General features: G+C 73.8%; 21 protein-coding genes. 14 read left to right on the forward strand and 7 right to left on the reverse strand.

What is annotated here, in order from left to right; translation table 11 throughout:
- Nucleotides 1-3: 3 nt before the first annotated feature.
- From AB0B29_RS01410 to AB0B29_RS01425, 4 genes are read left to right on the forward strand one after another with little or no spacing between them, the layout of a single operon-like run.
- A complete protein-coding gene (locus AB0B29_RS01410; protein ID WP_362233866.1) occupies nucleotides 4-909 on the forward strand; it encodes a hypothetical protein in 906 nt (301 codons plus the stop codon).
- Nucleotides 906-1127 carry a Trm112 family protein gene (locus tag AB0B29_RS01415; RefSeq protein WP_362232401.1) on the forward strand — a complete coding sequence of 74 codons (222 nt, stop codon included), beginning with the start codon at nucleotides 906-908 and terminating at the stop codon, nucleotides 1125-1127. The genes AB0B29_RS01410 and AB0B29_RS01415 overlap by 4 nt, the downstream gene beginning before the upstream one ends.
- Nucleotides 1124-1951, forward strand: a complete 828-nt coding sequence (locus AB0B29_RS01420) for an FkbM family methyltransferase (protein ID WP_362232404.1) — start codon at nucleotides 1124-1126, stop codon at nucleotides 1949-1951. Before AB0B29_RS01415 ends, AB0B29_RS01420 begins: the two co-directional genes overlap by 4 nt.
- On the forward strand, nucleotides 1917-2525 hold the full coding sequence (locus tag AB0B29_RS01425) for a hypothetical protein (RefSeq protein ID WP_362232407.1): 609 nt from the start codon (nucleotides 1917-1919) through the stop codon (nucleotides 2523-2525). The genes AB0B29_RS01420 and AB0B29_RS01425 overlap by 35 nt, the downstream gene beginning before the upstream one ends.
- Here AB0B29_RS01425 and AB0B29_RS01430 read toward each other — a convergent pair.
- The 4 genes from AB0B29_RS01430 to AB0B29_RS01445 all read right to left on the reverse strand — a co-directional run bounded on the left by AB0B29_RS01430 (nucleotide 2516) and on the right by AB0B29_RS01445 (nucleotide 6689).
- Nucleotides 2516-3262, reverse strand: coding sequence for a hypothetical protein (locus AB0B29_RS01430; protein ID WP_362232410.1), 747 nt, complete (start codon nucleotides 3260-3262; stop codon nucleotides 2516-2518). The two genes, AB0B29_RS01425 and AB0B29_RS01430, sit on opposite strands and share 10 nt — an antisense overlap.
- Before the next feature lie 40 nt (nucleotides 3263-3302).
- Nucleotides 3303-4139 carry a hypothetical protein gene (locus tag AB0B29_RS01435; RefSeq protein WP_362232413.1) on the reverse strand — a complete coding sequence of 279 codons (837 nt, stop codon included), beginning with the start codon at nucleotides 4137-4139 and terminating at the stop codon, nucleotides 3303-3305.
- Between the two features lie 103 nt (nucleotides 4140-4242).
- Nucleotides 4243-5613, reverse strand: coding sequence for an MFS transporter (locus AB0B29_RS01440; protein WP_362232416.1), 1371 nt, complete (start codon nucleotides 5611-5613; stop codon nucleotides 4243-4245).
- A gap of 197 nt (nucleotides 5614-5810) precedes the next feature.
- Complete coding sequence (locus AB0B29_RS01445) at nucleotides 5811-6689, reverse strand: ATP-grasp domain-containing protein (RefSeq protein WP_362232419.1); 879 nt, start codon at nucleotides 6687-6689, stop codon at nucleotides 5811-5813.
- A 214-nt stretch (nucleotides 6690-6903) separates the two neighbouring features.
- Here AB0B29_RS01445 and AB0B29_RS01450 point away from each other — a divergent pair, with 214 nt between their 5' ends.
- Nucleotides 6904-7998: a MerR family transcriptional regulator gene (locus tag AB0B29_RS01450; protein ID WP_362232422.1), complete on the forward strand. Its 1095-nt coding sequence runs from the start codon at nucleotides 6904-6906 to the stop codon at nucleotides 7996-7998.
- Nucleotides 7999-8043: 45 nt separating this feature from the next.
- On the opposite strand, the gene AB0B29_RS01455 is transcribed toward AB0B29_RS01450, so the two are convergent.
- Nucleotides 8044-8748 (reverse strand): FadR/GntR family transcriptional regulator, encoded by a 705-nt coding sequence (locus AB0B29_RS01455; RefSeq protein ID WP_362232425.1) that lies wholly within the window; start codon nucleotides 8746-8748, stop codon nucleotides 8044-8046.
- Nucleotides 8749-8938: 190 nt separating this feature from the next.
- Between AB0B29_RS01455 and AB0B29_RS01460 the strand changes: the two genes are divergently transcribed.
- The 4 genes from AB0B29_RS01460 (at nucleotide 8939) to AB0B29_RS01475 (ending at nucleotide 14529) form a co-directional block, all read left to right on the forward strand.
- Entirely contained in the window at nucleotides 8939-10387 is a 1449-nt protein-coding gene (locus AB0B29_RS01460) for an SLC13 family permease (protein ID WP_362232428.1), read from the forward strand.
- Nucleotides 10388-10449: 62 nt separating this feature from the next.
- Nucleotides 10450-11895: an acyl-CoA synthetase gene (locus tag AB0B29_RS01465; RefSeq protein ID WP_362232431.1), complete on the forward strand. Its 1446-nt coding sequence runs from the start codon at nucleotides 10450-10452 to the stop codon at nucleotides 11893-11895.
- Complete coding sequence (locus AB0B29_RS01470) at nucleotides 11888-13228, forward strand: carboxyl transferase domain-containing protein (protein WP_362232434.1); 1341 nt, start codon at nucleotides 11888-11890, stop codon at nucleotides 13226-13228. Before AB0B29_RS01465 ends, AB0B29_RS01470 begins: the two co-directional genes overlap by 8 nt.
- Nucleotides 13229-13491: 263 nt before the next feature.
- On the forward strand, nucleotides 13492-14529 hold the full coding sequence (locus AB0B29_RS01475) for a rod shape-determining protein (RefSeq protein WP_104780734.1): 1038 nt from the start codon (nucleotides 13492-13494) through the stop codon (nucleotides 14527-14529).
- 224 nt (nucleotides 14530-14753) lie between these two features.
- On the opposite strand, the gene AB0B29_RS01480 is transcribed toward AB0B29_RS01475, so the two are convergent.
- Nucleotides 14754-15707: an anti-sigma factor RsbA family regulatory protein gene (locus AB0B29_RS01480; protein WP_362232437.1), complete on the reverse strand. Its 954-nt coding sequence runs from the start codon at nucleotides 15705-15707 to the stop codon at nucleotides 14754-14756.
- Nucleotides 15704-16051 (reverse strand): STAS domain-containing protein, encoded by a 348-nt coding sequence (locus AB0B29_RS01485; RefSeq protein WP_362232440.1) that lies wholly within the window; start codon nucleotides 16049-16051, stop codon nucleotides 15704-15706. The genes AB0B29_RS01480 and AB0B29_RS01485 overlap by 4 nt, the downstream gene beginning before the upstream one ends.
- A 186-nt stretch (nucleotides 16052-16237) precedes the next feature.
- On the opposite strand from AB0B29_RS01485, the gene AB0B29_RS01490 reads away from it, so the two are divergent.
- The 5 genes from AB0B29_RS01490 to uppS all read left to right on the forward strand — a co-directional run bounded on the left by AB0B29_RS01490 (nucleotide 16238) and on the right by uppS (nucleotide 20693).
- Nucleotides 16238-16936 (forward strand): ANTAR domain-containing protein, encoded by a 699-nt coding sequence (locus AB0B29_RS01490; RefSeq protein WP_362232443.1) that lies wholly within the window; start codon nucleotides 16238-16240, stop codon nucleotides 16934-16936.
- Between the two features lie 77 nt (nucleotides 16937-17013).
- Nucleotides 17014-17169, forward strand: a complete 156-nt coding sequence (locus tag AB0B29_RS01495; protein WP_362232446.1) for a hypothetical protein — start codon at nucleotides 17014-17016, stop codon at nucleotides 17167-17169.
- Between the two features lie 96 nt (nucleotides 17170-17265).
- Complete coding sequence (locus tag AB0B29_RS01500; RefSeq protein WP_053672211.1) at nucleotides 17266-17508, forward strand: DUF6411 family protein; 243 nt, start codon at nucleotides 17266-17268, stop codon at nucleotides 17506-17508.
- A 70-nt stretch (nucleotides 17509-17578) separates the two neighbouring features.
- Complete coding sequence (locus AB0B29_RS01505; protein WP_362232449.1) at nucleotides 17579-18544, forward strand: YihY/virulence factor BrkB family protein; 966 nt, start codon at nucleotides 17579-17581, stop codon at nucleotides 18542-18544.
- Nucleotides 18545-18746: 202 nt separating this feature from the next.
- Complete coding sequence (uppS, locus tag AB0B29_RS01510; RefSeq protein WP_436845779.1) at nucleotides 18747-20693, forward strand: polyprenyl diphosphate synthase; 1947 nt, start codon at nucleotides 18747-18749, stop codon at nucleotides 20691-20693.
- Nucleotides 20694-20812: the final 119 nt, after the last annotated feature.

Consider the following 20812-nt stretch of genomic DNA (forward strand, 5'->3'; position numbering starts at 1 on the left):
GGAGTGGCCGCCGCCCTGCTGGCGAACACCCTGTACAGCCTGGGCTTCGTGCTGGAGAAACGGGCGCTCACCGCCCTGCCCGAGGTGACGATCCGACAGCCCGCCCGGCTGCTGCGCCTCGTCGTCGGCAGCCCCCTGTGGATCGGCGGGTCCCTGGCCCTCGCGGCCGGTTTCGCCGCGCAGCTCGTCGTCTACCGCACCCTGCCGATCGCCGCCGCGCAGGGCATCTTCGTCTCCGGCCTGGTGCTGCTGGTGCTGCTGTCGGCGCGGCTGCTCGGCGAGGAGACGTCCGGCCGGGAGCGGTACGCACTGGGCGCGATCCTGCTGGCGCTGCTGATGGTGGTGCTGTCACTGCGGGAGGGAGCGGACACCGTCAGCCAGGACGCGCCCTACCCGCTGATCCTGCTGGTGTGCGTGCCGTCGCTGGCGGCCGGGGTGTGGCTGTACGGCTCCGCCGAGCGGCGCACCCGCAACCGGCACCGCCGCCCGACGACCGGCGTCGAGTACGGGGTGGCGGTGGGCCTGCTGTACGGGGTCAGCTCGCTGGCCATCAAGGGTGTCTCCAGCCGTCTGACGACCGACGGGATCGGCGGTGCCGTCCTGGACCTGCTGAGCTCCCCGTACCCCTACCTCCTGGCCTTCACCGGTGTGTTCGGCCTGGTGATGTCGCAGGCGGCGCTGCAGCGCTGCCGGGCCTCGCTGATCGTGCCGGTGTGCACGACCGTGACGTCCCTGTTCACGGCGGTGCTCGGCACGCTGTCGTTCGGCGAGGCCCTGCCGGACGAGCCGCTGCGCCTCGCGCTGCGGGTGGCGGGCACGGCCCTGGCGGTGGCCGTGCTGCTGACCATGCCGAAGCACGACGCTTCTCCTCAACCCTCCCCACCCGCCAAGGAGCTGACCTCACCGTGAAGCCCGACGACCCGCTGCTGAAGATCCTCGCCTGCCCGATCGACAAGGGCCCGCTGCACCTGCTGGCCGAGGAGGCCGGGCAGGAGGAGGCGCTGTACAACCCGCGCCTGCACCGCCGGTACCCGATCACCGACGGCATTCCGCAGCTGTTGCCGTCCTCGGGCGAGCAGGTGCCGGACGACGAGCACGAGGAACTCCTCAAGAGGATGGCCCGGTGACCAGCCTGGCGGCCCGCGTCGCCCCTCTGCTGCCCACCCGCCTGGTGGCCGCGACGGCCCGGGCGCTCTACCCGCGGTTCGAACCGGAGCTGGCCCGGCTCGCGGAACTCTGCCCGCCCCGCTGCGGCACGGCGGTGGACGTCGGCGGCTGGTACGGGCCCTGGACGCACCGCCTGTCTCGACTCGCCGAGCACGTCGTGACGATCGAGCCGGTGCCCCACCTGGCCCGGCTGCTGACCGCCGCCGCGCCGTCCAACGTCCGCGTGGTCCGTGCGGCGGCCTCGGACCGGCCGGGCATCGCCCGCCTGTGGCTGCCGCCGGACGACTCGGGCGACCGGGGCGTGTCCTCGCTGGTCCGGCGCGACATCCACGGCCGCGCGCTGGACGTCCCGTGCGTCACGCTGGACGAGCTGGGGCTGCGCGACGTCGGCTTCATCAAGATCGACGTGGACGGCAACGAGCCCGCGGTGCTGCGCGGGGCGACGGGCCTGCTGGCCCGGGACCGGCCGGCCCTGTTCGTGGAGCTGGAGTCCCGCATCCAGCCGATCGCGCCGGTGGTCACCTACCTGGCCCAGCTCGGCTACGACGGCTGGGTCCTGCCCCGCGACACCTGGGTGCCGCTCGCGAAGTTCCCGCTGGAGGACCACCAGGCCCGTGCGTCCTACGTCGTCTCCCACGGCCTGCTCCGCCGCGTCCTGCCGTCCCCGCTCCTGCGCGGCCCGCGCTACGTCAACTCCGTGCTGTTCCTGCCCGACGGCCGCCGCCCCGGCAAGGCACCGGTGGGCGACGATGGGTCCCATGCCCTCCGGAAAACCCCCCGCTAGCCCCTTCACCCCGCTCGACTTCCAGCTGGTGCTGCTGCGCCGCATGGCCGACCACAACCCCGGGCTGGTGGAGGACGCCCGCCACGAGCTGGGGGTGTCGATCGCCGACATGCGCGAGGCGAACAGGCGCTGGCAGGCGATGGTCCGCTCCCCGCGCTCCCGCGCGCCCCTCTCCCGCTATCGCCAGGTGCTGGGCGAGCCCGAGTCCCGGACGCCGCGCCGGATCGGCGACCTCGACTGCGAAGCCTGGCTGTGGCCGGTACCCCTGTGGCCCTCGTTGCGCTTCGAGGTGCTGACCGCCCCGAACCGCGCGGTGTGGAACGAGTGGCTGGTCCGCGCGCCGGGCGCGAAGAGCCCGGAGCTGCGCACCCTGGACGACCTCACCCCCTGGTCCTGCACGGTCGACGAGGCGGCCCGTGCCTTCGCCCCGGCCCGTCCCCTGGAGGGCACGGCCCCGACCCGGTGGGGACTGGCGTTCACCGCGCCGGACGCCCACGGGGTGCGGCGGGAGGCCGTCGCGGAGTTCACCTGGGGGCTGGTGCAGCGGGTGGCGGTCACCGGCGCTCAGGGCTGAGGGGCCTCGACCCGGTCCAGGGCCGGGAGGAATTGGTCGTAGAAGGCGGTCTTGAGGTGCAGGGCCCGTTCCTCGGTCTCCCGGAAGGCGTCGGCTCCGCCCTGCCGGGCGAGGAGGTCGCTGATCCGGGTGGCCAGGCGGTCGGAGTGGGTGGCCGACAGCAGGGACACGGAGGTGAGGGGGTGGGCCTTGGCGTCGTGGACGTAGTGCGGGTAGTAGAAGCGGGAGCGGTTGCGGCCGTCCTCGCCCGCCAGCACCGGTTCCATGCGCCGCCACAGGTGCTCGTACTCGACGGACACCAGGACCTCGCCCCAGAACCGCAGGAACGTCAGCAGCCGCAGGTCGGCGTCGTCCTGGCCGCCGGCGTCGGCGATCAGCGCGAAGGCGTCGTCGATGGCCCTCCGGGTGGCCTCGGTCGGACGGGAGGCGACCAGCTCCTCGCGGGTGATGCCCAGCTGGAGCAGGTCCTCCTTCATGTCCTCGCGGTGCGAGCGGGTGTGGCCGCGGCCGTCCGGGTACTCCTCGCGCAGGATGGCCCGGGCGATCCGCAGGCCCGCCTCGTCCGACAGCAGGTCGATCGCCAGGTCGTAGGAGGGTGTGAAGGCCAGGGAGACGAAGCGCCGCTGGAGCAGCAGCGCGGCGAAGCCGGCCTCCGTCAGGCCTCCGGTGCCGGCCAGCACGGGATGCTGCCGGAACCGCTCGATCAGGGCGTCCTCGAACGCGTCCAGGTCTCTCATGTGCGTACCCCTTTCCACGGGTCGCGGGTGTGCCGACGGTTCACCGGCCGGTGTCGACGGACCTGCGCCAGTCGTCCAGATCCACGTCGCGGCCGATGCGCCACAGCGTGTCCAGTTCCTCCTGGATCTCCCCGCCCATCACGGTGTCACTGCCCTCGATCTCCAACTGGGTCGAATCGATGGCGAGTTGGCCGTGCAGGAAGGAGCTGACCAGGTAGTGCTCGTCGGCCTTGTAGACGGCGATCGACGGCAGCGCCTGGTAGACACGCACCTGCAGCCGCGCCCGGTCGCCGTCGCGCACGCCCTGGAAGAGGGAGGCGAGGGTCGACAGGCAGCGGGCGACACCGGCCTGGACGTCCTCCTCCAGGGCCGGGTCCCGCAGACCGCGCAGTGCCTCGTTGCGCAGGTCCGCGACCGGGGAGGACGGGTGCAGCAGCAGGATCCGTACCTGGACCCGGCGGTCGGCGATGGCGTGTTTCAGCGCCGACTCGAAGCGGTGCACGTTGGGGATCCAGGTCTGCAGGATGACGACCTCGCGCTCGGCGCCGTCGAGGAAGCCCTCGAAGGCCTCCTCGGGGAAGCGCCGGTGCACCCGCACCACACCGCCGTAGCGCTTGCGCTTGAGGTCCCGTGCGATGGCGTCGATGTCCAGCTTGGACAGCTGGGTGCTGATGTTGTCCAGCGCCTTCAGCCGGTCGAGCTCGAACAGCAGGAACAGCGTGACCGTGCTGAGGGTCAGCAGCGTGAGTTTCGGAACGGTGTCGCTCGCCAGACCGTCGAACAGGTCCAGCTGGTCGGCGAGGGTGACGGCGATGCCGACGGAGGCGGTGAGGAACAGCACGATGCGCTCGGCCCAAAAGCGAAAGGTGCTCCCCATGCCCACTCCCCCGTGCGGCTCGACAGCGTCGGCGATGACCGTACATCGTGACTTTGGGCCAAGTGGGCGATATTCGCCAGCAGTTCGTCCGGATACGTGGTTTCTAGGCCGGGTCCGTGCGCGGGGTCTTCGCCGGTACGCACCGCCAGGCTAGGGCCGCCGCCGTCAGATAAGCGAGGGCGCCGATGCCCATGCTTGTCCGGATCCCTGCCCCGTAGTTCGCGGCCGAGGCGAGCAGACTGCCGCCGAGCGCGACGCCGGTGGCGCTGCCGACCTGGCGGGTGGTGTTGAACAGGGCGGAGGCGGCTCCCGAGTAGGCCGGGGGTGCGGCGCCCATGACGGTGGCGGTCGAGCCGGTGAGGGCGAAGGACGTGCCGAAGCCGGCCGCCATCATCGGGAGCACCAGGAGCCCGTAGGCGGGGTCGGAGCCCGCCGCGGCCCAGCCGGCCAGCCCCAGCGCGGCCAGGAGCATGCCCGACACGACCAGGGGGCGGTCGCCGGTACGGCGGGACAGCCGGCCGGACAGGACCGAGGCGAACATGGTCATGGCCACCGCCGGGAACAGCGCGAGGCCGGTGCCGAGGGCGCTGTAGCCGCGCTGGTGCTGGAACTCCAGGCTGGCGGTGAACACCATGCCGTAGAAGCCGAAGTTGAACAGCAGGCCGATGACGGCCCCGCCGCTCATGGTGCGTGAGCGCAGCAGGCCCAGCGGGAGGGCCGGGGACCGGGCCAGCCGCTCGCGCAGGGCGAAGGCCGCGGCGGTCAGGACGGCCAGACCGAGCCCGGCGAGGACGGCAGGGTCGGCCCAGCCGCGCCGCCCGGCCTCGTTGAGGGCCGCGGTCAGCAGGGCCACCGCCGCGACGACCGCGACCTGCGCGGGCCAGTCCAGGGCCCGGTCGGCGCGCCGGGGCGAGCGGGCCACGTGCCGCAGGGTCAGCGCCAGGCAGGCGGCGCCGACGGGCAGGTTGACGAGGAACACCCAGCGCCAGCCCACCGTGGAGACGAGCAGCCCGCCCAGCAGCGGCCCGGCGGAGGCCGCGATGCCCGCCATCGAGCCCCACAGCCCGAAGGCCCGCGAGCGTGCGTCCGGCTGCGGGTAGGACTGCTGGAGCAGGGCCAGCGAGCCCGGCACGATCAGCGCCGCACCGAGCCCCTCCACCAGCCTGGCCACCACCAGGAAGGCGGCACCGGGCGCGAGCGCGCAGGCCGCGGAGGACGCGGTGAACACCGCCACGCCCCAGCAGAAGACCCGCCGGTTGCCCAGCCGGTCCCCCAGCGCCCCGCCCGTCAGCAGGAACCCGGCGAAGACCAGCGTGTACCCGTCGGTGATCCACTGGATGCCGGTCAGCGAGGCCGACAGCTCCCGCCCGATCACCGGCACGGCGACGTTGATGACCGTCACGTCGAGGATCACCATGAAGTACCCGGCGCACACCGCCAGCAGCGGCGCCCAGGCCTGTCGCTCGGAGGGCATGGCCTTACCACTACACCAAAAGCCGCATCACGGGACGCAGGGACGCCAGGGGGGCGTATGCCCCGCGTGCCGTGCTCAGCCGGCGGCGCGGCATCACGGGACGCAGGGACGCCAGGGGGGCGTATGCCCCGCGTGCCGTGCTCAGCCGGCGGCGCGGCATCACGGGACGCCGGGGGACGTATGCCCCCGTGCCGTGCTCAGCCGGCGGCGGCCAGTACCGCCTGCACGACCCTCGGCAGCGAGTCCGGGTGCAGACCCAGGAACAGGTTCGGCTCGATCAGCTCCAGCTCCATCACGCACGGCTCGCCGTCCGGCCCGGTGACGAGGTCCACGCGCGCGTACAGCAGCTCCGCGTCCCCGGGCACGGCGGCCAGCGCCCGCTCGGCGACGGTCAGTTCGGCCGCGGTGGGCTCCCAGGGGCGCAGGTCGGGGTGGGCGACCTTGTCGGCGTCGTACGGGGTGCCCGGGGCGAGCACGGCGCCCTTGACGCTGGCGTGCAGCAGCCGCCCGCCGAAGAACTGCAGGGCCCGCTCGCCGTGGGTGTCGATGCCGCTCAGGTAGGGCTGCACCATGACGGTGAACCCCTCGCGGTGCATGCGCTCGATCTGCCGTACGGCGGCGTCCCGCTCCCCGGCCGGGTAGCGGGCGGCGTACCGGGCGCCGGCCCCGGAGGCGGGCTTCACGACGTACTCGCGGTCGGCGGGCAGGGCGACGGGGTCGCCGGGTGCGAAGTACCGGGTGGGCACTGCGGGCACTCCGGCCTCGGCGAGCTGCCCGAGGTAGCGCTTGTCGGCGTTCCACCGCACGACACCGACCGGATTGGCGAGCCGCGTCGCCTTCGCGCACCGCTCCGCCCACGCCGTGAACTCCCCGGCGCGCCAGCTGTAGTCCCACGTGGAGCGGAGGAGGGCGAGATCGAACCCGGCCCAGTCCACGCCCGGGTCGTCCCAGGCGACGGCCACGGCATCGGCCCCGGCTTCCCGCAGCGCGTCCACCAGCACCGGCAGGTCCCGGTCCTTGTGCTGCTCGGCGCGGGGGTCGTAGGTGACGACGGCGATGCGCGGGGTGCCGGCCACGGCGACTGCCTCCTCGTGCGGACGATGTACGGACGACGTAGGGACGACATCCGGACGACACGGACGACGTACGGACGAGCGACTCGATGTCCGTCGCAGGCTAACAATCCCGCCCGGAACCGCGACACCCCGTTTGACCTTCACCTTCGGTGAAGCCCCAGCATCGGTGGCGGAACGGACGAGCTCACAGGACGCGAGGACGGCGGGGAGACGTATGGCCATGCTCACGATCGGCGCGTTCGCGAAGGCGAGCCGGCTCTCGCCGAAGGCACTGCGCCTGTACGACGAGCTGGACCTGCTGCGGCCCGCCCGCGTGGACCCGGAGACCGGATACCGGTACTACGCGGCGGGGCAGCTGGAGCGGGCCCGGCTGGTGGCGTGGCTGCGGCGGCTGGGCATGCCGCTGGCCGAGATCCGCCGGGTGTGTCTCCTGCACGACCGCGCCCCGTCGGCCGCCGCCCTCGAGATCCGTGCCTACTGGGCGCGCGTCGAGGCGGAGACGGCGGTCCGGCGGGACCTCGCCGCGTTCCTGGTCGATCACCTGAGGACGGGCCCGGACGGGTCCGGGAAGGACACCGCCATGCTGGAACTGCACTACTGCGCCCACTCGGACACCGGCCGCGTGCGCCCCACCAACCAGGACACCGCCTACGCGGGCGTCCGGCTGCTCGCCGTGGCCGACGGCTTCGGACCGGCGGGCGCACCCGCCAGCGGTGCCGCCGTGGAGGCGCTGCGCGTCCTGGACACGGACGAGGTCCCCGCCGGTGGCGTCCTCGACATCCTGGAGGACGCGGTACGGGGCGCCGAACAGGCCGTGCGGGACGTCGCCGACGGCTCCGACGACGTCGGCACGACCCTGACGGCCCTGCTGTGGACGGGCTCGCGTCTGGCGCTGGTGCACATCGGCGACTCCCGCGCCTATCTGCTGCGCGACGGCGAACTGTTCCGCATCACCCACGACCACACGCTGGTCCAGTCGATGGTCGACGAGGGCCGGCTGACACCCGAGGAGGCGGCGTCCCACCCCGAGCGCGCCCTGCTCCTGAAGGCCCTCACCGGCGGCGGGTCCCCGACGGCCCCGGACCTCCGCCTGCACGACGCCCGCCCCGGCGACCGGTACCTGCTGTGCTCGGACGGCCTGTCGGGCGTCGTCCCCGACACCCGCGTCCGGCAGCTCCTCGCCTCGCCCGCCTCCCCCGACGAGGCGGTGCGGGCCCTGGTCGAAGCGGCGAACGCGGCAGGCGGCCCGGACAACGTCAGTTGTGTGGTGGCGGAGGTGGTGGAGACCGCGGTCGGCGCCGGCGTCTGATGCGGCACCAGGCCCCGCGTCTGCGGGCTGATCCGAACAGCACACCTAGCCCTCCTCCGGCTCCCAGTCCAGCAGCCGCACCTTCGCCACCGTGCGGACGTGGCGCCGCATGGCCGTCGCCGCCTGGCGGGGCTGCCCGGAGGCGATCGCGTCCAGGATCGCCCGGTGCTGGGAGAGGGAGCGGGACGGGCGGCCGGGCTGACGCAGCGACTCGGTGCGGCTCTCGGCGATCTGCTCGGCGATGGAGCGCATGAACTCGGCGAGCAGACTGCTGTGGGCCGCCGCCGTCACGGCCGCGTGGAACAGCCGGTCGCCCTCGACGCCATGGCCGCCCGCCTCGATCTCCTCGGTCATCAGGGCGAGCGCCGAGCGCATCGCCGCCAGGTCGTCGGCGGTGCGCCGCTCCGCGGCCAGCTCCGCGAGCTTCGTCTCCAGCGCCTCCCGGGCCTCCAGGACGTCGGGCAGGCGCCGGCGGCGTTCGACCATGTGCTCGACCGGTTCGGTGTCGAGGCTGTCCCGCACGAGGTAGGTGCCCCCGCCGTGCCGGGCCTCCACCAGGCCCTGGACCTCCAGCACCACGATGGCCTGCTTCACCGAGGCCCGGCTGACCCCGAGCCGCTGGGCCAGATCCCGCTCGGGCGGCAGCCGGTCCCCGGCCTTCAGACCGCCCTCGGCGACGTACTGGCGCAGCCGCTCCAGCACCTGTTCGTACAGGCGCTGTCTGGTCATGGGGCGCAGGGCGTCGGTCACGGGATCCCCCTCTCGCGGGGAGCGTAACACCGGGCCTTCACAGTGGCGGAGTGGCTGAGCCAATTTCGGCACGACCTCTTGACGTGCGCCCGGCCCGCGCCCACGCTGTTCGATCAACGCACCTCGAGTGGCTCAGCCACTCGACCACTACAGGTACCAGCCGATCCGGGGCCCAACGACGGGAGCCCGTATGTCCCCCGAACTCATCTCGATCCTCGTCCTCGTCGTGGTGTTCGTCATCGCCACCACCCGTTCCGTCAACATGGGCGCGCTCGCCTTCGCCGCCGCGTTCGCCGTCGGGGGACTGGTCGCGGACCTCGACGCCGACGGCATCTTCGCCGGGTTCCCCGGCGACCTGTTCGTCGTCCTGGTGGGCGTCACGTACCTCTTCGCGATCGCCCGCGCCAACGGCACCACCGACTGGCTGGTGCACGCCGCCGTCCGGCTCGTGCGGGGGCGGGTGGCGCTGATCCCCTGGGTGATGTTCGCCCTGACCGGTGCGCTCACGGCCATCGGCGCGGTCAGCCCGGCCGCGGTCGCGATCGTCGCGCCCATCGCCCTCAGCTTCGCCGCGCGTTACCGCATCAGCCCGCTGCTGATGGGCGCGATGGTCGTCCACGGCGCCCAGGCCGGCGGCTTCTCCCCGATCAGCATCTACGGCTCGATCGTCAACGGCATCGTCGAACGCGAGAAGCTCCCCGGCGACGAGGTGGTGCTGTTCCTGGCGTCCCTCGCGGCGAACCTGGTCATCGCGGCGGTGGTGTTCGTGGTGTGCGGAGGGCTGAAACTGTGGTCGCGGGGCGCGGTGACCGGAAGCGACGGCACCGACGGCAGCCCTGCCTCAGCCGCGAGCAGGCCCGGCGCCGCAACGGGCGATCTCGCCCCCGCCGCGGGCGAACGTGCCGCTGGGGCGGCACGGGTGGGTGATGGGGGTACCCCCTGCTCGAGCGAAGCCGTGAGCTTGGGAGAGGCACCTGGCACCGCCCGGCTGCGGACCCACCCCGCCCCAGCCACTCCCACCCCGAGCCCGCGGGAAACCCGCCTCACACCGGCCCGTACAGCCACCCTGACCTCCCTCCTCGCCCTGGTCGTCGCCGTCCTCGTCCTCGACCTGGACGCCGGACTGACTGCCATCACCCTCGCCGTCATCCTCAGCACCGCCTGGCCGGACGACAGCCGCAAGGCGACCGGCCAGATCGCCTGGCCCACCGTCCTCCTCATCTGCGGTGTCCTCACCTACGTCGGCGTCCTCGACGAGATGGGCACCATCACGTGGGCCGGCGAAGGAGTCGGCGGCATCGGCGTCCCCCTGCTCGCGGCCCTCCTGCTCTGCTACATCGGCGCCCTGGTCTCGGCCTTCGCCTCCTCCGTGGGGATCATGGGCGCCCTGATCCCGCTGGCCGTGCCGTTCCTGGAGCGGGGCGAGATCGGCGCGATCGGCATGGTCGCCGCGCTCGCCGTGTCGGCGACCGTCGTGGACGTGAGCCCGTTCTCCACGAACGGCGCCCTCGTCCTGGCCGCCGCCCCGGACGTGGACCGAGAGCGTTTCTTCCGGCAGCTGATGGTGTACGGAGGGATTGTGGTGGCGGTCGTACCGGCGGCGGCCTGGCTGGTGATGGTCGTCCCCGGCTGGGGATGACCCGGCCGGGCCGACCCACCGCCCACGGACAACAGCAGGCAACAGTCAAGGAGATGTGACGCGTGCCCCCTCTCTTCCCGGCCCTGACCGACAGTCCGGCCGACCGTCCGGCCCTCCGGTTCGGCGAGCGCTCCCTCACCTACGCGCAGCTCGCCGCCGCGGCCGGAGCGCTCACGGGCCGCATCGGCGGAGCCACGCGGGTCGCCGTCTGGGCGACGCCCACGCTGGAGACGGCCGTCGCCGTGGTCGCCGCGCTCCTGGCCGGAGTCCCGGCCGTGCCGCTGAACCCCAAGTCCGGCGAGAAGGAACTCGGGCACATCCTGTCCGACAGCGCCCCCGACCTGGTGCTCGCGGCGCCCGACGACCAACTCCCCGCTCCCCTGCGCAACCTCACCCGCGTGGACGTCGACGTGCACGCCACCGGCCCGGCCCCCGATGACCGCGCCGCGGACAACGCCCCGGCCCTGATCGTCTACACCTCCGGCACCACCGGCCCGCCCAAGGGCGCCGTCCTGCCGCGCCGGGCCGTGGCGAGCACCCTGGACGCCCTGGCCGACGCCTGGCAGTGGACCGGCGACGACGTACTCGTCCACGGACTGCCGCTGTTCCACGTGCACGGCCTGGTCCTGGGCATCCTCGGCCCGCTGCGGCGCGGCGGTTCGGTGCGCCACCTGGGCCGCTTCACCACCCAGGGCGTCGCCCGCGAGCTGAACACCGGCGCGACCATGCTGTTCGGCGTGCCGACGATGTACCACCGCATCGCGGAGGCCGTGACGAGCGACCCGGAACTGGTGAAGGCACTGACCGGGGCGCGGCTGCTGGTCTCCGGTTCCGCGGCGCTGCCGGTGCACGACCACGGCCGGATCGCGACGGCGACCGGGCGGCGGGTGATCGAGCGGTACGGCATGACGGAGACGCTGATGAACACCAGCGTCCGCGCCGACGGCGAGGCCCGCCCGGGCACGGTCGGCGTCCCCCTGCCGGGCGTGGAGCTACGGCTGGCCGAGGAGGACGGCTCGGAGATCACCGCGTACGACGGGGAGACGGTGGGCGAGATCCAGGTACGCGGGCCGAACCTGTTCACCGAGTACCTCAACCGCCCGGACGCCACCGCCGCCGCCTTCACCGCCGACGGCTTCTTCCGCACCGGCGACATGGCGGTGCGCGACCCCGACGGTTACGTCCGGATCGTCGGCCGCAAGACCACCGACCTGATCAAGAGCGGCGGTTACAAGATCGGGGCCGGTGAGATCGAGAACGCGCTCCTGGAACACCCGGGGGTGCGGGAGGCGGCCGTCACCGGGGAGCCGGACGCGGACCTGGGCGAGCGGATCGTGGCGTGGATCGTGCCCTCGGATCCCCAGTCGCCGCCCGGTCTCGAGGAATTGGCGGACCATGTGGCGGGGCGGCTCGCGCCGCACAAGCGGCCGCGGGTGGTGCACCACCTCGACGCGCTGCCCCGCAACGACATGGGGAAGATCATGAAGCGGGCGCTGGCCCATGGCTGAGCTCCACTCCGCCCGCGCGGTCCTCGACGCCCTCGCCGACGACGCCACCTTCGCCGAACTCCCCGCCCCGCCGGGGAACTCCAAGCCCGACGGCCCGCTCGCCTGGCCGGGCTACGACGCCTCCCGCGCCCGTGCCGCCGAGCGCACCGGCGAGCAGGAGTCCGTGGTCTGCGGCACCGCCCGCGTGGGCGGCATCCGGGCCGTGCTGATCGCGTTCGAGTTCGGCTTCCTCGGCGGCTCCCTGGGCGAGCGCACCGGCGACCGGCTGGAGGCGGCGTACGCGTACGCCCGTGACCGCCGCTTCCCGGTGGTGCCGCTGGTGGCGACGGGCGGCAGCCGCATGCAGGAGGGCATGCTCGCGCTGACCCAGCTCCAGCGGGTGGCCCGCCAGTCGGCGCTCACCCGGGAGGCTTCCCTCGCGCAGATCGCGGTCCTGCGCGACCCGACGACCGGGGGCGGCTGGGCCACCCTGGGCGCGGGCGCCGACGTGACGCTCGCGCTGCCCGGCGCCCAGGTGGGATTCGCCGGCTCCCGGGTGCGGCCGGCGGACGCGGACCCGGCCGCGTACACGGCGGAGGCGCAGGTCGCCTCGGGCGCGGCGGACGCGGTCGTACGACCGGAGGAGCTGCGCGAGACGCTGGGGCGGTGGCTGCGGCTGCTGACGTGCCCGTCCACCACGCCCGCCCCGCCGCCGCAGGCGCTCGGCGGATCCGCGGTCCTGCCCGTCACCGGCTGGGACGCCGTGCGCCGCGCCCGCTCCCCCATACGGCCGCGGGCCGCCGCCTACCTGGACGCCTACTTCACCGACCGGGTCGCGATCAGCGGCGACCGCTGCGGCGGCACGGACCCGGACGGCATGCTGTGCGGCTTCGGCACGCACGAGGGCCGCACGATCGCGTACGCCGCGCAGACCGGGACCGCGACCCGCCCCGCCGGCTACCGCACCGCCGCCCGGCTGATCCGCCTCGCCGACCGGCTCGGGATCCCGGTGCTGACCCTCGTGGACACCCCCGGCGCGGCCAATGACGCGGAGGCCGAGCGGCAGGGCGCGGGCGCTGCGATCGCCGACCTGTTCGGGGCGGTCGCGGGCGCCCGCACCCCGATGACCACGCTGGTGATCGGCGAGGGCGGCTCCGGCGGCGCCCTCGCCCTGGCAGCCCCGGGCAACACCTGGGCCACCCCCGACAGCTACTTCTCGGTGATCGCGCCGGAACTCGCGGCGGCCATCCTCAAACGCCCCCCGCGTGAGGTGGAGTCGACGGCGGACCAGCTGCGCATCCGGCCGCAGGACCTGGTGGAGCTGGGGGTGATCCGGGGGACGGTGGGTGGGTGAGTTCGGTTGCCCCCGTTCCGTGGACCACCCCGCCCTCCCGGGGCCCGTCCGCACGGCGGTCACGAGGCCGGACACATGACGACGATGACGTCCCGCGCCCCTCGAACCCCCCGTTCGGCGGCGCCCCGCCCGGCCCCCCAGGAAAGGCGGCCCGGTCCCCTCCCGCGCACGATGCGAAGGAGGCCCGCCACCCGGCGGACTCACGTACGCGAGGCCCGCCACCTGGCGGCCTCCCACGGTCTGTGCTCTCGGGAGGACCTGCCATGACCGCCAGTCTGGAGCAGTTGCGCCGCTGCCACTTCGCCGTCGACCTGGGGGCAGCCCGCACACGCGTCTACGTCAAGGGCGCCGGTCTCGTCGTCGACCAGCCGTCCGCCGCGGCCGTGAACACCCGCACCGGCGCGCTGATCGCGGTCGGCGAGCTCGCGGAGAAGATGACGGGCCGCACCCCGCACTACATCCGGGTGGTCCGGCCGGTCTCCGGCGGCACCGTCGTCGACATCGAGATGGCGCAGCGCATGCTGCGGCACCTGCTCGGCGACAAGATGCGCCGCGGCCTGCGCCGTAAGCCGATCCTGCGGGCCGCGGCCTGCACCCCGCACGACGCCGACCCGCTGGCCCAGCGCGCCGCGATCGAGACGCTCGTCGGGCTGGGCGCGCGCCGGGTGGAACTGGTCGACACGCTCATCGCCGCGGCCGTCGGCTGCGGCCTGCCGGTGGAGCAGCCCGAGGCGACCATGATCATGGTGTGCGGGGCGGCGGCCACGCAGGTGGCCGTACTGTCCCTCGGCTCGATCGTGACCGCCGAGCGGATCCCGGTGGGCGGCGAGGCCGTCGACCACGCGATCGTGCAGCACCTGCGTCACGAGCACGAGCTGATGCTGCCGAGCCAGTCGGTCCGGCCGTTGCAGCTGGCCCTGTCCGGTAACGGCCTCACCCCGCAGGGCCCGGCCTCCACGGAGATCCACGGCCGGGACGTCGCCACGGGCCTGGCCCGTTCCGTCCAGGTCGACACCGCGGCCGTCCGGGAGGCCATCCAGACGCCGCTCACCGCCATCCTCGACGGCATCGGCAAGGTACTGCGCGACTGCCCGCCCGACCTGGTCGCCGACCTCGCCGACCGGGGGATCATGATGGTCGGCGGCAGCGCCCTGCTGCCGGGCCTGGACCAGATGCTGCGGCAGGCCACCGGCATGCCGGTGCACATCGCCGAGCGCCCGGACGTGTGCGCCGTGCAGGGACTCGGCGCGATGCTGGAGGGCAGGATCGCCCCGCTGGCACTGGACCCGCTGGGCACCTGAACACGGGGCGTCGAGGTGGGGCGCCCGCGCGCCGGCCAACCACGCCGGGAGCCCGAACGCCGGCCGTCAAGTCGCGTGCCTGGACGCCGGGAGCCCGAACGCCGGCCGTCAAGTCGCGTGCCTGGACGCCGGTCGTCAAGTCGCGTGCCTGGACGCCGGGAGCCCGAACGCCGGCCGTCGATGCCAGGTGCCTGCGCGCCGACGCCGGGGGGCCGGGCGTCGGGTCAGCGGGCGAACCAGCAGCGCACGGTCGTCCCGCTGTCGCTCCGGTGCACGCGCACCAGGTCGGCGATCAGGTTGACCAGCAGGACCCCACGCCCGCCGCGCTGGTCGCGGGGCACGGGCCGACGTCCGGCCAGGACGTCCGTGAGGTGCCCGTCGTCGCGGACCTCGCACACCACGTACCCGTCCTCGGGCCACACCCGGAGCACGCCCGTACCGCCGCCGTGCACCACGCTGTTGGTGGTGAGTTCGGCCGTGGCGAGAGCCAGGTCGTCGAGCTTCACTCCGACGAGGCCGAGCCGCGCGCCCTCCCCGACGGCCACGTGCCGCGCGTGGGGGAGGGAGTCGGCGTCGAAGGCGAACATCAGCGCCTCCGGCACCGGCGGCAGCGCCTCGTTGTAGCGGGCGACCACGTCCTCGGGGGCGAACGCCGCGCTGTCCTGCTCCGCCCGGGAGCCGGGGTGGATGACGGTGGGGTGGGTGGCGTACGCGTCGGTGACCATGTCCTCGGGCAGCCGGGCCACGTCGTAGGGGCACATGATCGTCGCGGCCCGGCCCTGGAAGGCGGCGTTGATGAGCGCCTCGTGCTGGGCGCAGGCCGGGTACTCGATGCCGGAGCGCCCCGCCCAGACGGGCTCGCCGATGATCCGCACCCGGCGGCCGGCGGGCTGGGCGTCGGCGAAGGCGCGCAGCACGCCCGGGATGATGCGCCCGGGGTTGCGTCCGGCCTCGCGCATGTCCAGCAGCCGCACGGTCTCGGCGGCGTCCCCCAACGCGTCCCTGATCAGGGCGAGGTTCTTGCCGGGCACCGCCACGGCGACCGGCTCCCCGGCCTCCAGACCGTCGCGTACGAAGGGCAGGGTGCCGTCGAGGTACTCCTGCTCGTCCCGGTAGAAGAGCGCCGGGTGGGCGAAGGGGTCCAGGGGCCCGAAGGGCTCGGTGACAGTGGTGGTCATGACGTCGACACCTCGATCCCCGTCTGCCCGGGCCACAGCAGGTCCAGCGTTCGCCGCAGGGCCGCCGGCGGCCGGCGCACGACGAACCGCCGGCCGTCCCGGAGCTGCCCGGCGGCGGCCGCGAGGGCACCGGCACCGGCGACGTCGACGAACGTCACGTCGGACAGCTCCAGGTAGTACACGTCCTCACCTTCGCGAACAGCCTCTTCCAGCACGCCTTCCCAGATCGCACGCGTGGTCAGGCCGACCTCCCCCGCCGCCCGGACACCCTGCCGCCCGGACAGCGGAAACACCGCCAGCCCCGGCACGGGGCCGGCGGACGAGAGGTGATGCCGATTCTTCAAGGCCCTCTCCCCACGTTTGCGGACCACAGCGCTCGTTCCCGTACGGCAGAAGCTCATTCCCAGAATAGGTGTGTAGTAAGCCGTACGGCGGGCAGGCGCAGCTCACACGGACGTCCACGGGGGGCGAGAGACGTCGTGCAGTCCGGCGAGACGGACACGACCGACGAGGACCGACAAGGCGGTGACATGACCTCAGCGGCATCACCACATCTCACGGGAGGGCTGGACACCCTGGTCATCCGTGGCCGCGTCGACGCGGACCGCGCCGAGCTCACCCCGCGGGGTGAGCTCGTCCATGGCTGCGCGGACATCCTGGTGCGAACCCTGGCCGGCCTGCCGGCCACCGTCACGCGGGTGGACCTGGACATGGGGGGCGTGCACTTCATGGACACGGCGGGTCTGCAGTTCCTGGACGTGCTGGCCGACCACGGCCGGCAGCGGGCGCTGACGGTGACGGCGACGAACTGGAACGGCCAGCCGCGCCGGATCCTGGAGCTGGCGGGCCTGGACACGACCGACCCGCTGACCGGCCTGGACACCACCGGCCCGGCCCCTGCCGCGCCACCGCCCGTCCGCACCGTCTCCGCGGTCGCCCTGGAACGCGCGGAGTGCCTGCACCTCCTCCAGGAGGAGGTCGAGCAGCTGCGCCAGGCGATCGCCTCCCGTCCCGTCATCGACCAGGCGCGGGGCATCCTCATGGCGACGCACGGCTGCGCGTCCGACGAGGCGTGGCACATCCTGCGGGAGACGTCCCAGCTGTCGAACACGAAGCTGCGGGACGTCGCGGCTGCGGTGACGGCGAGCGCGGAGGCGGACGGCCCGGCGCCGCCCGCCGAGCTGCGCACGGCGTTGCAGCGGGCCGTGTCGAGGCGTCGCCGGGGCTGACGGACTGAGGCCGGGGACCGGTGTTCCCCGGCCCACCGGGGTACCCGGCAGCCGAGTGCTGCGCGAGGAGGTACACGATGAGCGACCACACCCCGTCCCAGGCCGAAGGCGACCGCGACGACGAGCAGGACACGACCCCGCGTCCCACCCCCTCCCAGGCCGAGGGCGACCGCGACGACGAGAACACCCAGGGCGAGCGCGAGACGTCCGAGAGCACCACGACGACCCAGTAGTCCCATGGGACGGCGGATTCCCGGTAACGGAGACGGGCACATACGACAGGCCCGGCGGGGAACTCGTATCTCCCCCACCGAACAAGGGAGTTACTCGTGATCGTCGCCGTCGTCATCGCCGGGTGCGTGCTGCTCGCCGTGCTCGCCTTCCTCGTCCCCCGCCTCTCGCGCCACCCCGAGCGCGGCACCCAGCGTTCGCTCGGCGCGGGCGCCCGGGCCGGCGGCAAGGCGCCCGGCGTCCTGGGCCGGCTCTTCGCCAAGCCCTTCCACACGAGCTCCCGCGCGGTGAGCCGCAGCGGCTCGGCCGGTCGCCGCACCCGCGGCCGCATGCCCTTCTGACCCACCACGCGGCCGCGCCACCCGGCATGCTGGTCCGGTACGCAGGGCAGGCAGAAGGAGACCTTTCTCGATGGGCACCGCAGTGCACGTCCCGCAGACGCGGGACATGATCGGGGAGGAACTCTCCGGGGACGAGGCGTTCACCGCCCTGCGGCGCTACGGAGGCCGCCGGCTGCTCGTCGACGCGTTCAGCCGCTTCCGCTACGCCGACGGCTTCAGCAACTCCCGTTCCCTCGCCTTCCAGGTGGTCCTGGGCATGGTGCCGTTCACCATCGCCCTGGTCGGCGTGGCGACCACCGTGCACACGGAGAGCGTGGGGCGGATCATCGAACTCACCCTCGGCCGGATCGTGCCCGGCGCCAGCACGAAACTGGTCGAGGACGCCCTGCACGCCACCGAGCGCAGTGCCGGTTCCGGCGTCTGGGGCGCCGTCGCCATGTGGCTCGGCCTGGTCTTCGCCGTGCTCAACCTGGCCTCGGCGATGGCCCAGGTCGAACGCGGCGCCAACCGCATCTACGGCATCGAACGCGACCGGCCCTTCGTGGCCAAGTACGGCCGTTCGCTGCTCCTGGCCCTCGCCGCGGGCATGCCGATGGTGCTGGGGTTCCTCGTGCTCGTGGCCGGTGACGCCGTCGGCGCTGCGGTGGTGCAGACCCTCGGCTGGTCCGCCGCCTGGCTCGACTGGTGGGACGCCCTCGACGTGCCGCTGGGCGTGCTGCTCGCGTGGATCGCCTCCGCGGTGATCTTCCGCTGGGCGCCCCGCCGGGACCAACCGGGCTACACCTGGCTCGCGTTCGGCTCCGCGGTCCATCTGGTGCTGTGGATCACGGCCACGTGGCTGCTGTCGCTCTATGTCGCGCAGAGCGGCTCCTTCGGTGCCGTCTACGGGCCGCTGACGGCCTTCGTCGCCCTGTTGCTGTGGGCCAACCTGACCGGTGTGGTGCTGTTCCTCGGCATCGCGTTCGCCGCCCAGCTGGAAGCGGCCCGGGCCGGCATCACCGAGGCCGTGCGGCCGGATCCGGGACCGGGGCCGTGAGGTACGTCCCTGACGCGCGCCCGGTCCCTGTGATCCACTCGCTGAACCAGGACGTATCGTCCTCGGTGTGAGCGATGTGCCCCCCGCGACCACAGCACCGGCGACACGAGAGGCGGCCTCCGCGTCGCCGGATCAAGCCGAACTCCCGGACCACGCCGAACTCCCGGAGCGAGCCGCGTCCCCGGAGCGAGCCGAGCGCCCGGTGACCGGCGACGACCCGGCCCTGCGGGCGGCCTACCGGCTGTGCCGCCGCCGTACGAAGGAGCAGGACCCGGCGGAGTACGCGCTGATCCAGCTGGTGCCCGCTGCCCTGCGCCCGGCCCTGTACGCCCTGTGGGCGGCGGCCAACGCCCTCGACGACCTCGGCGACGACGACACCGCACCCGCCGCCGAGCGGGCCGCCCGGGTCGAGGCCTGGATCACCGCCCTGCACCGCGAACTGCCCACCGGCTCCAGCCCGGACCCGGTCCGGCACGCCCTGGTGGACACCGCGAACCGCTGGCGCCTGGACCTGTCCGAGCTGCGGGACGCCATGGCCCAGGTCCGGGACGACACCCGCGGCCGGCACTTCGCCGACTGGGCGCAGTGGCGGGCATGGGGCCGGGACAATCTGCTGCCCTGGTTCGGTCTGGTCCGCACGGTCTTCGACCGGGCCGGCGTCCCCGTGGCGCTGCGTCTGGACACACGGGAGGCCTACGAGGAGTTCCTCGACGGCGTCCGGCTCACCGACATCCTCACCGACCTGTCCACGGACCTGGCCCCGCGGCAAGCCACGTCCGACCCGTCGCGACGCGCTCCCTCAGCACCGGACGAAAGCCCGAGTACGTCCGGTACGAGGGCTTCCGACCCGAAGGCCGAGAGCACGCCCCGGACGCCGCTCCCCGACGGGCGGACACCGCCTGCCACGGTGCCGGCCCGGGGCGACCTGCTCCTGCCCGCCGAGGTCCTCGATCTGCATCCCGGTTCCGCGGCCGACCTGGCGCAGTGCCGCTGGAGCCCCGCCGTCACCGCCCTGGTCACGCACCTCACCGGCCTGGCCCGACGGTGGGTCAGCCAGGAGGCCCTCACCCGGGGCATGCACCCCGGCCCCGCCACGGTCCTGGACACGATGGCCGCCCTGCTGTGCGCCCAGCTCGACGCCGTCGACGCGGCCGGCCCGGACCTCCTGCGCTCCCCGCCCCGGCCCGCCCTGCGCACCCGGGCCCGCATCCTCGCCCCGGCCCGGGCCCGCGCGGCGCTGGCCTGGAGCCTGACCCCGCTGACGGTGCCGCCGCCGCAACGCCCCGCGGCCCACAGGCCACCGGCGCCCGCCGACCCGGCACCCACCGGCGCGTTCCGGCCGCCGCCGCCCCATCCTTGCGGCGAGGAGCCCCCCGAGATCCCGCCCGGCCTGATGCCCGCCCATGTCGCCGTGATCATGGACGGCAACGGCCGCTGGGCCCAACAGCGGGGCCTGCCGCGGCACGCGGGCCACCGCGCCGGTGCCTCGAGCGTGCGCGAGGTGGTCCACGGCGCCCTGGAGATCGGCCTGCGCCATCTGACGCTCTACACGTTCTCCACCGAGAACTGGCACCGCGACCCGGAGGAGGTCGACGCGATCCTCGGCCTGCTGCGCGACGAACTGGCCGAGAACCCCTTCCGCGACCTCGACGTCCGGCTGCGCTGGCACGGCCGCGCCGGCCGCCTGCCCCCCGACCTGGTCGACCTGCTCCATCTGCGGGAGCGCACCACCCGCGCCCGCACCGGCCTGACGCTGACGATGTGCATCGACTACGGCGGCCGGGACGAACTCACCCGCACGGCCGCCGCGATGGCCCACCAGGCCCGGGCCGGCCGTCTGGAGCCCGGCCTGATCGCCGAGGACGACTTCGCAGGGCACCTGCCGCAGCCGGACATGCCCGACGTGGACCTGCTCTGGCGCACCGGAGGGGAGCAGCGCGTCTCCAACTTCCTGCCCTGGCACACGGCCTACGCCGAGCTGCACTTCACCCCCGGTCTGTGGCCGGACGCCGACCGCCGGGACCTCTGGCAGGCGATCAGCGCCTACACCCGGCGCCAGCGCCACCACGGCGCGACTCCGGCCCCGACGGGCGAGCTCACCCCTGCCGACGCATCGTCGGCGGACGCATCGTCGGCGGCCCGCGCGTGACGGCCCCTGCGGCGTAGCCGGTGAGGATGCGCAGCGGATCGGGCCGACGCCGCTCGGGCTCGGGCTCGGGGCCGTTGACCATGTGCCCCCGGAATACGGGAGTTGAGTGCCGTCGATCA

This window comes from Streptomyces tibetensis, assembly GCF_040647715.1.
Taxonomy (GTDB): Bacteria; Actinomycetota; Actinomycetes; order Streptomycetales; family Streptomycetaceae; genus Streptomyces; species Streptomyces tibetensis_A.

Excerpts from the sequence above, each read along its gene's own strand:
- AB0B29_RS01425 (WP_362232407.1), top strand. The coding sequence starts at position 1,917 with ATGGGTCCCATGCCCTCCGGAAAACCCCCCGCTAGCCCCTTCACCCCG.
- AB0B29_RS01430 (WP_362232410.1), bottom strand. The coding sequence starts at position 3,262 with ATGAGAGACCTGGACGCGTTCGAGGACGCCCTGATCGAGCGGTTCCGG.
- AB0B29_RS01435 (WP_362232413.1), bottom strand. The coding sequence starts at position 4,139 with ATGGGGAGCACCTTTCGCTTTTGGGCCGAGCGCATCGTGCTGTTCCTC.
- AB0B29_RS01440 (WP_362232416.1), bottom strand. The coding sequence starts at position 5,613 with ATGCCCTCCGAGCGACAGGCCTGGGCGCCGCTGCTGGCGGTGTGCGCC.
- AB0B29_RS01450 (WP_362232422.1), top strand. The coding sequence starts at position 6,904 with ATGGCCATGCTCACGATCGGCGCGTTCGCGAAGGCGAGCCGGCTCTCG.
- AB0B29_RS01460 (WP_362232428.1), top strand. The coding sequence starts at position 8,939 with ATGTCCCCCGAACTCATCTCGATCCTCGTCCTCGTCGTGGTGTTCGTC.
- AB0B29_RS01470 (WP_362232434.1), top strand. The coding sequence starts at position 11,888 with ATGGCTGAGCTCCACTCCGCCCGCGCGGTCCTCGACGCCCTCGCCGAC.
- AB0B29_RS01475 (WP_104780734.1), top strand. The coding sequence starts at position 13,492 with ATGACCGCCAGTCTGGAGCAGTTGCGCCGCTGCCACTTCGCCGTCGAC.
- AB0B29_RS01480 (WP_362232437.1), bottom strand. The coding sequence starts at position 15,707 with ATGACCACCACTGTCACCGAGCCCTTCGGGCCCCTGGACCCCTTCGCC.
- AB0B29_RS01490 (WP_362232443.1), top strand. The coding sequence starts at position 16,238 with ATGACCTCAGCGGCATCACCACATCTCACGGGAGGGCTGGACACCCTG.
- AB0B29_RS01495 (WP_362232446.1), top strand. The coding sequence starts at position 17,014 with ATGAGCGACCACACCCCGTCCCAGGCCGAAGGCGACCGCGACGACGAG.
- AB0B29_RS01505 (WP_362232449.1), top strand. The coding sequence starts at position 17,579 with ATGGGCACCGCAGTGCACGTCCCGCAGACGCGGGACATGATCGGGGAG.